At 65.6% G+C, this 9,084-nt stretch carries 11 protein-coding genes; 10 read left to right on the top strand and 1 reads right to left on the bottom strand.

Translation table 11 applies throughout. The features are described from left to right. Positions 1–111: 111 nt before the first annotated feature. The 6 genes from RI841_RS11470 (at position 112) to RI841_RS11445 (ending at position 5,384) form a co-directional block, all read left to right on the top strand. Positions 112–1,416, top strand: coding sequence for an NCS2 family permease (locus RI841_RS11470; protein WP_310705736.1), 1,305 nt, complete (start codon positions 112–114; stop codon positions 1,414–1,416). Between the two features lie 42 nt (positions 1,417–1,458). Further along, on the top strand, positions 1,459–2,004 hold the full coding sequence (locus tag RI841_RS11465; RefSeq protein WP_310705735.1) for an adenine phosphoribosyltransferase: 546 nt from the start codon (positions 1,459–1,461) through the stop codon (positions 2,002–2,004). A gap of 3 nt (positions 2,005–2,007) precedes the next feature. Beyond that, on the top strand, positions 2,008–2,487 hold the full coding sequence (gene gpt, locus RI841_RS11460; RefSeq protein ID WP_310705734.1) for a xanthine phosphoribosyltransferase: 480 nt from the start codon (positions 2,008–2,010) through the stop codon (positions 2,485–2,487). 3 nt (positions 2,488–2,490) lie between these two features. Beyond that, a complete protein-coding gene (gene ung, locus RI841_RS11455; RefSeq protein ID WP_310705733.1) occupies positions 2,491–3,174 on the top strand; it encodes a uracil-DNA glycosylase in 684 nt (227 codons plus the stop codon). A gap of 142 nt (positions 3,175–3,316) precedes the next feature. Next, positions 3,317–3,946, top strand: a complete 630-nt coding sequence (gene upp, locus RI841_RS11450; protein ID WP_310705732.1) for a uracil phosphoribosyltransferase — start codon at positions 3,317–3,319, stop codon at positions 3,944–3,946. A gap of 196 nt (positions 3,947–4,142) precedes the next feature. Continuing rightward, entirely contained in the window at positions 4,143–5,384 is a 1,242-nt protein-coding gene (locus RI841_RS11445; RefSeq protein ID WP_310705731.1) for a uracil-xanthine permease family protein, read from the top strand. A 6-nt stretch (positions 5,385–5,390) separates the two neighbouring features. Here RI841_RS11445 and RI841_RS11440 read toward each other — a convergent pair whose 3' ends face one another. Continuing rightward, positions 5,391–5,975, bottom strand: coding sequence for a cupin domain-containing protein (locus RI841_RS11440; protein ID WP_310705730.1), 585 nt, complete (start codon positions 5,973–5,975; stop codon positions 5,391–5,393). 193 nt (positions 5,976–6,168) lie between these two features. Between RI841_RS11440 and mobA the strand changes: the two genes are divergently transcribed. From mobA to moaC, 4 genes are all read left to right on the top strand, one after another. Then, the gene (mobA, locus tag RI841_RS11435; RefSeq protein WP_310705729.1) at positions 6,169–6,801 is read left to right on the top strand and encodes a molybdenum cofactor guanylyltransferase MobA; all 633 of its coding nucleotides are present in this window, start codon (positions 6,169–6,171) and stop codon (positions 6,799–6,801) included. After that, positions 6,798–7,394 (top strand): molybdopterin-guanine dinucleotide biosynthesis protein B, encoded by a 597-nt coding sequence (mobB, locus tag RI841_RS11430; RefSeq protein WP_310705728.1) that lies wholly within the window; start codon positions 6,798–6,800, stop codon positions 7,392–7,394. The genes mobA and mobB overlap by 4 nt, the downstream gene beginning before the upstream one ends. Further along, positions 7,391–8,647 carry a gephyrin-like molybdotransferase Glp gene (glp, locus tag RI841_RS11425; protein WP_310705727.1) on the top strand — a complete coding sequence of 419 codons (1,257 nt, stop codon included), beginning with the start codon at positions 7,391–7,393 and terminating at the stop codon, positions 8,645–8,647. Before mobB ends, glp begins: the two co-directional genes overlap by 4 nt. Positions 8,648–8,660: 13 nt before the next feature. Beyond that, a partial coding sequence (moaC, locus tag RI841_RS11420) for a cyclic pyranopterin monophosphate synthase MoaC (RefSeq protein ID WP_310705726.1) occupies positions 8,661–9,084 on the top strand: 424 nt, incomplete at its 3' end.

Below are 9,084 nucleotides of genomic sequence, written 5' to 3'. Positions count from 1 at the left end.
CCCGGGCGCCTCGCCACACGCCAAGGCTTTGGGTACCATAGGCGGCTTTTCTCGCGGGCTTTCTCGCACTCCAGGACCATCGCAACGTCCACGCGCGCAGGAACGACAACCATGCTGAAACGCCTGATCGACAACCAGTTCAAGCTGGACGAGCACAAGACCGATGTGAAGACCGAGGTCATCGCCGGGATCACCACCTTTCTGACCATGGCCTACATCATCTTCGTCAACCCGAGCATTCTCTCCCAGGCCGGCATGGACTACGGTGCAGTGTTCGTTGCCACCTGTCTGGCTGCCGCGCTGGGTTGTCTGATCATGGGCCTGTGGGCCAACTATCCCATTGCTCAGGCGCCCGGCATGGGCCTCAACGCCTTCTTCACCTACGGCGTGGTGCTGGGGATGGGCTACACCTGGGAGGCGGCACTGGGCGCCGTCTTCTTCTCCGGCTTCATCTTCTTCCTGCTCAGCATCTTCAGAATCCGCGAGTGGATCATCAACTCGATCCCGCTCTCCCTGCGCCTGGGCATTGCGGCGGGCATCGGGCTCTTCCTGGCGATGATCGCGTTGAAGAATGCCGGCATCGTGGTGGCCAACGAGGCCACCTACGTGGCCCTCGGTGATCTCTCCGAACCCGCTGCCCTCTATGCGCTGCTGGGCTTCTTCGTGATCACCGCACTGGCCTACCTCAAGGTCACCGGGGCGGTGATGATCGGTATCCTCGGCGTTACCGTGCTGGCGATGCTCCTCGGTCATAACGAGTTTGGTGGCTTCATGTCCATGCCGCCCCCCATCGCGCCGACGTTCATGGCGCTGGACCTGGCCGGCGCCCTGGACGTGGCGATGCTCAGCGTGATCTTCGCCTTCCTGTTCGTCGACCTCTTCGACACCTCCGGCACTCTGGTCGGCGTGGCCCACAAGGGCGGCCTGCTGGACAAGGATGGCAAGCTGCCGCGCATCGGTCGCGCCATGATGGCCGACAGTGGCGCGTCCATGGCGGGCGCCGTGCTGGGGACCTCGACTACTACCAGCTATATCGAGTCCACCGCCGGCATTGCCTCAGGCGGGCGGACCGGTCTGACCGCCGTGGTGGTGGCGGTGCTGTTCCTGATCAGCCTGTTCTTTGCGCCGCTGGCGGGCTCCATCCCGGCCTACGCCACCGCCGGGGCCCTGCTCTATGTGGCGGTGCTGATGGCCGGCAGCCTGGCTCACGCCAACTGGGACGACCCGACCGACGCCGCCCCGGTGCTGATCGCCGCCCTGGCCATGCCGCTGACCTTCTCGATCGCCGAGGGCATTGCGCTGGGTTTCATCAGTTATGCCGCCATCAAGGCGCTCTCCGGGCGTTTCAAGGACCTGAATTCCGCCGTGATCGTGCTGGCCCTGCTGTTTGCCGGCAAGTTCCTGTTCCTTGGCTGATGCCTGGCTACCGATTGCATTCACTCACCGAGACTCGACTCAATGAGCATCTACGGCGACTACATCAAGTCCGTGATTCGCACCGTCCCCGACTGGCCGCAGTCGGGTGTCAACTTTCGTGACATCACGCCGCTTCTGCAGAACAGTGCGGCCTTCCGAAAGCTGGTCGACAGCTTCGTGCACCGCTATCAGGAGATGGACATCGACGCCGTGGCGGCCATCGATGCCCGCGGCTTCATCGTCGGTGCACCGCTGGCCTATGAACTGGGCTGCAGCTTCGTGCCGGTTCGCAAGAAGGGCAAGCTGCCATTCCGTACCATCAGCGAGACCTATACCCTGGAGTACGGCGAGGCCGAAGTGGAGCTGCACTCCGATGCCTTCAAGCAGGGCGATCGCATCCTCATCGTCGACGACCTGATCGCCACTGGCGGCACTATGCTGGCCGCCGCCAAGTTGATCAGCCGCAGCGGCGGTCATGTCGTGGAGGCCGCCACCATCGTCGACCTGCCGGACCTGGGCGGGTCGCGGCGCATCCGCGAGGCGGGCTACGGGGTCTTTGCCGTCTGTTCCTTCACCAACGACGAGTGAGCCATGAGCACCCATCGCTACCATCAGCACTTCACCGTCTCATGGGATCAGCTCCATCGGGACGTGCGTGAGCTCTGTCACCGGCTGGTCGAGCGCGACTTCAAGGGCATCGTTGCCATCACCCGCGGCGGGCTGATTCCGGCGGCGCTGATTGCTCGTGAACTCAACGTTCGCCTGATTGATACCGTCTGCATCAAGAGCTATGACCACATGGAGCAGGGCGGCCTGGAGGTGATGAAGGGCGTTGACCACGATGGCGAAGGCTGGCTACTGGTCGACGATCTGGTCGATACCGGCAAGACTGCCCGTAAGGTGCGCGAATTGTTGCCGAAGGCTCACTTCGTGACCATCTATGCCAAGCCCGAGGGCAAGCCGCTGGTCGACCAGTACCTCACTGAGGTGGCTCAGGACTGCTGGATCCAGTTCCCATGGGACATGGGCGTGGCTTATGTGGAACCGCTGGTTGACCAGGCGAAGCGCTGACCGATGACGTGTCCACTCCCTGACAGCTGGCAACGGTGGCTGGGTGACGAGTTCGAGGCGCCCTACATGCAGTCGCTGCGTGATTTCCTGGCCGCCGAGAAGGCGGCCAGGAAGGTGATCTATCCGCACTCGACGGACTGGTTTCGCGCCTTCGAACTGACGCCGCTGGATCGTGTAAAGGTGGTGATCCTCGGCCAGGACCCCTATCACGGGCCCCATCAGGCCCACGGGCTCTGTTTCTCGGTGCGCCCCGGGGTCCGTGTTCCGCCCTCGCTGGTCAATATCTACAAGGAATTGCAGTCGGACGTGGGGTTCCAGCCGGTGGAACACGGTAATCTCGAGCACTGGGCGCGCCAAGGGGTGCTGCTGCTCAACACGTCGTTGACGGTGGAGCAGGGCAATGCCGGCTCCCATCGCGGCAAGGGCTGGGAGACCTTCACCGATCGTGCCATCGCCACGGTGAGTGCGCATGCCGACCCCTCGGTGTTTCTGCTGTGGGGCAGCCCGGCCCGCAAGAAGAAGGCGCTGATCGATACCTCGCGCCACCTGGTGCTGGAATCTCCGCATCCCTCACCGCTTTCGGCCCACCGCGGCTTCTTCGGCAACCACCACTTTTCGCGTGCCAATGCCTTTCTGGTCGAGAATGGACGCGAACCCATCGACTGGCAGCTGCCGGCACAACCTTAACCTCGATACAGGATGCGGTTAGAATGGCCCGCTCATTATGGTGAGAGCCGTCGGTTCGACGCCTCGACTGGCACGCCGATTGCGTCATCGCGCTGCACGCAGCGCTCCCACAGGGTCTCCATCGCCGTCCAAGAGGTTCCTCATGAGTGTCCACGCCATCCAGCATCCCCTGGTCCAGCACAAGCTTGGCCTGATGCGCGAAGCCGGCATCAGCACCAAGAGCTTCCGTGAACTGGCCGGCGAGCTGGCCAAGCTGCTCACCTACGAGGCGACCAGCGACCTGGAGCTGCAAACCCAGGCGATCGACGGCTGGAGCGGCAACAAGATTCCGGTGAACCTGCTCAAGGGCAAGAAGGCCACCATCGTGCCGATCCTGCGGGCGGGACTGGGCATGCTCGACGGCGTCACCGACCTGATCCCCAGTGCCCGCGTCAGCGTGGTGGGGCTCTATCGTGACGAGGAGACGCTGGAGCCGGTGCCGTACTTCGCCAAGTTTGCCAATGACCTGGACGAGCGCATGGCCATCGTCATTGACCCCATGCTGGCCACCGGTGGCACCATGGTGGCGACCCTGGACATGCTGCGCGAGCGGGGCTGCAAACACATGAAGGTCATCGTGCTGGTCGCCGCTCCCGAGGGCATAAAGCGTGTCCAGGACGCCTACCCGGATATCGAGCTCTACACCGCTGCCATCGATGACCACCTGGACGAGAACAGCTATATCGTCCCCGGCCTGGGCGACGCCGGCGACAAGATTTTCGGCACCCGCTGAACGACGTAGCGTTCCTTTCCCGACGCCAGCCTCACCCGCGGGACGCCTCTCTGCAGGTGAGGCTGGCGTTGTCTTTCCTGCCTGTTCCCTCCGGCCTGTCCTGGCATGGCCTCATGATATCCCGCAATGTTCGTTTCGATCACAGAATGCCGCGCAGCTCGATTGCCCCTCCCCGGATTTGATGGAGTCCACGATCATGAATGACCAGACGGTGGCCTCGCCCCTGCCGGCCGAAAGCCCGCTTCGCACCCTGCTGACCGGGGCGCAGATGCTCTTTGTGGCCTTCGGCGCCCTGGTGCTGGTGCCGCTGCTCACCGGCCTCGATCCCAACGTGGCATTGTTCACCGCCGGCATCGGCACCCTGATCTTCCACGGCGTGACCCGCGTCAGCGTACCGGTCTTTCTGGCCTCGTCGTTTGCCTTTATCGCACCCATCCAGGGGTCGGTTTCCAACTACGGTATTCCCGCCACCCTCGGCGGGCTGATGGTCGCGGGCCTGGTCTACGTGGTGATCTCCCAGTTCGTGCGCCTCAAGGGCACCGCCTGGCTGCATCGCCTCTTGCCACCGGTGGTGGTGGGGCCGGTGATCATGGTGATCGGCCTGGCGCTGGCCCCGGTCGCGGTGGACATGGCCACCGGCGAGACCAGCGAGGCCATCGGTTATGGCACCGCGATCTTCCTCTCCATGGCGAGCCTGCTGGTCACGCTGGTGCTGGCGGTATTCGGGCGCGGCCTGATCCGGCTGATTCCGATCATGGGCGGGATCATCACGGGCTACGTGCTGGCGCTGCTGATGGGCGTGGTGGATTTCACGCCGGTGCAGGCGTCGGCCTGGCTGTCGTTGCCGTCGTTCACCGCGCCGAGCTTTCATTGGGCGGCGATCCTGTTCATGATCCCGGTGGCCATCGCCCCGGCGGTGGAGCATATCGGTGACATGGTCGCCATCGGTTCGGTGACCCGCAGGAACTACCTGGAGAAGCCCGGTCTGCACCGCACCCTGCTGGGCGACGGCCTGGCCACCACCGCGGCGGCACTCGTCGGTGGGCCACCCAACACCACTTACTCCGAAGTCACCGGTGCCGTGACCCTGACCCGTGCCTTCAACCCCCGGATCATGGTGGTCGCCGCCTGCATTGCCATCGTCCTGGCCTTCGTCGGCAAGCTCGGCGCGCTGCTGCAGACCATCCCTGGGCCGGTGATGGGGGGCATCATGACCCTCCTCTTCGGCTCCATCGCCGTGGTCGGCATGAATACCCTGGTGCGGGCCGGAAAGCCGCTTACCGCCCCGCGCAACCTGGTGGTGGTCTCCCTGGTGCTGGTCTTCGGCATCGGTGGCATGCAGTTCGGCAATGGGCAGTTCACCCTGCAGGGGGTCAGCCTCGCCGCCCTGGTCGGCATCGTCCTCAACTGGGTACTGCCCCGCGCCGAGGAGGAGTGACACCGCTCAGGCGTGGTGCTGTTCCTGGCCCGCGTCGGAGAAGGTCGGCGGGGTGCTGGCGCTGACGATCACGCACTCCTCGTCACCCGGGTTGCGGAAGCGGTGGGGTAGGCGGGAGTCGAAGTAGTAGGCGTCGCCGGCACTCAGCACGCCGACCTCGTTGTTCACGGTGATCTCGATCTGCCCCGAGATCACCACGCCGCCTTCCTCGCCGTCATGCTCCAGCATCTCCTCGCCACTATCGGCCCCGGGCGGGTAGCGCTCGTGGATGATCGACATGCGCCGGTCGGGTCGCCGGGCGGCCACCAGCCGCCAGGAGAGCTGGCCATCGCCGATATCGGTCAGCTCGGCCTGCCGGTAGAAGGACTGCGGTTGGCCGGGTTCGTCGCCGGCAAAGAAGGCGCTGATCGACACCGGCAGGGCGTCGAGTATCTTCTTTAGTGAACTTACCGACGGGCTGACGTTGTTTTGCTCGACCAGCGAGATGGTGCTGTTGGTGACCCCGGCCCGCTTGGCCAGCTCACGCTGTGACAGCCCGCGCGACAGCCTGAGTTGCTTGAGGCGGGCACCGACATCGAATGCCTCTTTCATGGATCGATCCTTGCCGCAGTGGTTGCCGTATTCGTGAAATATTTTGAACATAGTGTACCTCCTTGGAGGCATGGGGATAAGCTACGGCTTGACCGGTGTCAGGGCAGGGCGCCAGCGTGGACGGCCGGCATGGCACCCGCTGCCGGGCTGAGGCATCATGACTCACGATATGACCGATTTGTCAGGAGAGCCCATGATCACCCGAGACGACCTCACCGGCCTGATCCTGGCCGGCGGCCAGGGGAGCCGGATGGGCGGTCGCGACAAGGGGCTCGAACCCTTCGCCGGTCGACCGCTGGTGACACACGTTCGCGAGCGCCTGGCAGGGCGAGTCGCCGAGGTGCTGATCAACGCCAATCGCAATGCCGACGCCTATGCCCCACTGGCCGATCGCGTGATCCAGGATGCCGAAGGCGGTTTCCAGGGCCCGCTGATGGGCATCTACAGCGGCCTGCGTGCCGCGACCACGCCCTGGCTGCTGGTGGTGCCCTGCGACAGCCCGGCCTTGCCCCATGACCTGGTGGCGCGCCTGGTGACCGGCATTGGCGAGTGCGACATCGCCGTGGCCTTCGACGGCGAGCGGCTCCATCCGGTGGTGGCGCTGATCCGCACCTCGCTGGCCGAGGATCTGGCATCGGCCCTGGCCGGGGGGGAGCGCAAGATCGACCGCTGGTACGCGCGCCACGCCTGGTGCCGGGTGGACGTCAGCGACTGCCCGGACGCCTTCGCCAACCTCAATACCGATGACGAGAAGCGACGGCTTGAGGGCGTCCTGAACGAGGGAGCCTCAGGACCCGGAGGAAAGAAGGAGCCCTTGAGCCCATGAGCAATGGCGTACCCGAGAGCCTGTCGTTCGACGACGACCTGCCACTGCTTGGCATCGCCGCCTGGAGCGGTACCGGCAAGACTACGCTGCTGGAGCAGCTGTTGCCGCGCCTCGGCGAGCGGGGCCTGCGCGTGGCGGTGATCAAGCATGCCCACCACGCCTTCGATGTCGACCAGCCCGGCAAGGACAGCCATCGCCTGCGTCAGGCCGGTGCCGCGCCGATGCTGGTGGCGTCCCGGGCCCGGGTGGCGCTGATGATGGAAACCCCCGGACGCGAGGAGGCCGATCTGGCCGAGCTCATCGACATGGTGCGCCCCCAGCACCCCGACCTGGTGCTGGTGGAAGGCTTCAAGGCTTGGCCGCTGCCCAAGCTCGAACTCTATCGCCCCGAGGTGGGCAAGTCGCTGCGTGTCGCCGAGGACCCCTGGGTGCGCGCCGTGGCCAGTGACGCGTCGCTGGCACTGCCCGAGGGCGTCGAGGCGCTGGACCTCAATGACCTCGAGGCCCTCACCGACTGGATCGCCACCTGGCCCGAGCGCTGGGTGACCAGCCAGCTGCCCCGCGAATGCAGGTGTGAGGAGTCAGCGCGATGACCCTCTCCTGCTTCGATCTCGGTGAGCGGATGCTACCGGTGGCAGAGGCGCGCACACGCCTGGCCGGTCTCGTCGAGGCGCCGCTGTCTGCCGAACGGGTGGCGCTTGGCGAACTCCATGGCAGAGTGCTTGCCGAGGATGCGGTGTCGCCCATCGACGTGCCCCAGAATACCAATGCCGCCATGGATGGTATTGCCCTTGCCTGGCCCGCGACGCACGTCGAGATACCCGGCGAATGGCGTGTGGTGGGCGAAGTGCTCGCCGGCCAGCGCCGAGATGAGGCGCTGGGTGCCGGCGAATGCGTGCGCATTACCACCGGCGCGCCACTGCCGCCGGGGGCTGACACCGTGATCATGCTCGAACAGCTCGAGGAGCGCGCCGAGACGGTAGTGGTCAATCACCCCGAACGCGTCAGGCCCGGTCAGAACGTACGCCAGGCCGGCGAGGATATCCCCGAGGGCCAGACGGCGTTGCCCGCCGGTACCCGGCTGGGGGCGGCCGAGCTGGGCCTGCTGGCCTCGCTGGGCCTGGCCCGGGCGAGCGTGCATCGTCGCCCCCGCGTGGCCATCTTCTCCACCGGCGACGAGGTGACGGCGCCCGGCGAGCCCCTGCCGCCGGCCGGTATCCATGACGCCAATCGCTATACCCTGGCCGGTCTGCTGACGGAGCAAGGCGCCGAGCTGATGGACCTGGGCATTCTGCCCGACGACCGGGAGGCCATGATCGACGCCTTGAGCGATGCCGCCGGGCGGGCCGATATGGTGATCACCAGCGGTGGCGTGTCGGTGGGGCACGCCGACTTCACCCGCGCGGCGCTGGAGGCGGTCGGTCGGCTGGCCTTCTGGCGCATCGCCATCCGCCCCGGCCGCCCCCTCGCCTGTGGCCTCTTGGGGGAGCACAAAGTGCCCTTCCTTGGGCTGCCCGGCAACCCGGTGGCGGTGATGGTCACCTTCCTGCAGTTCGTGGTGCCGCTACTGTCAAAGCTGCAGGGAAGGCCGGTACGTGAGCCTGGACGGCTGACGGCCATCACCGACGAGGCCTTGAAGAGCCGCCTCGACCGCACCGACTATCTGCGCGGCTGCTACTACGCCGACACTGATGGCCGCCTGCACGTGTGCAGCACCGGTGCCCAGGGCTCCGGGATCCTGTCCTCGATGGTAGCGGCCAACTGCCTGATCGAGCTCACTGACGACCGCGAGGGGGCTGCCCCGGGCGAGACGGTGAGCATTCAACCCCTTCATCGACTGCCATGAGACGCTGACCCCCATGCCTCTGTCCAACCAGCCCCTGACCCATCTCAATGCCCGCGGCGAGGCCCACATGGTCGACATCGCCAATAAACCGGAGAGCCGCCGCGAGGCGAGTGCCTCGGGCCTTATCCGCATGCAGCCCGAGACCCTGGCGCTGCTCGCCGAGGGCGGCCTGCCCAAGGGCGATGTGCTGGCCACGGCGCGCATTGCCGGCATCCAGGCCGCCAAGCGTACCCATGAACTGATTCCGCTTTGCCATGCCCTTGCACTGTCGAAGGTCGCCATCGTCTTCGAGCTCGATGAGGTCGAGTCTTGTGTCCACGTCACCGCCACCTGTCGCCTCAACGGGCGAACCGGCGTGGAGATGGAGGCATTGACCGCTGTCTCGGTGGCCTGCCTCACCCTTTACGACATGTGCAAGGCCGTGGACAAGGGCATGG

Source organism: Halomonas sp. (assembly GCF_031581305.1).
In the GTDB taxonomy this organism is placed as follows: Bacteria; Pseudomonadota; Gammaproteobacteria; order Pseudomonadales; family Halomonadaceae; genus Halomonas.
This window is presented reverse-complemented; position numbering and strand designations above follow the sequence as displayed.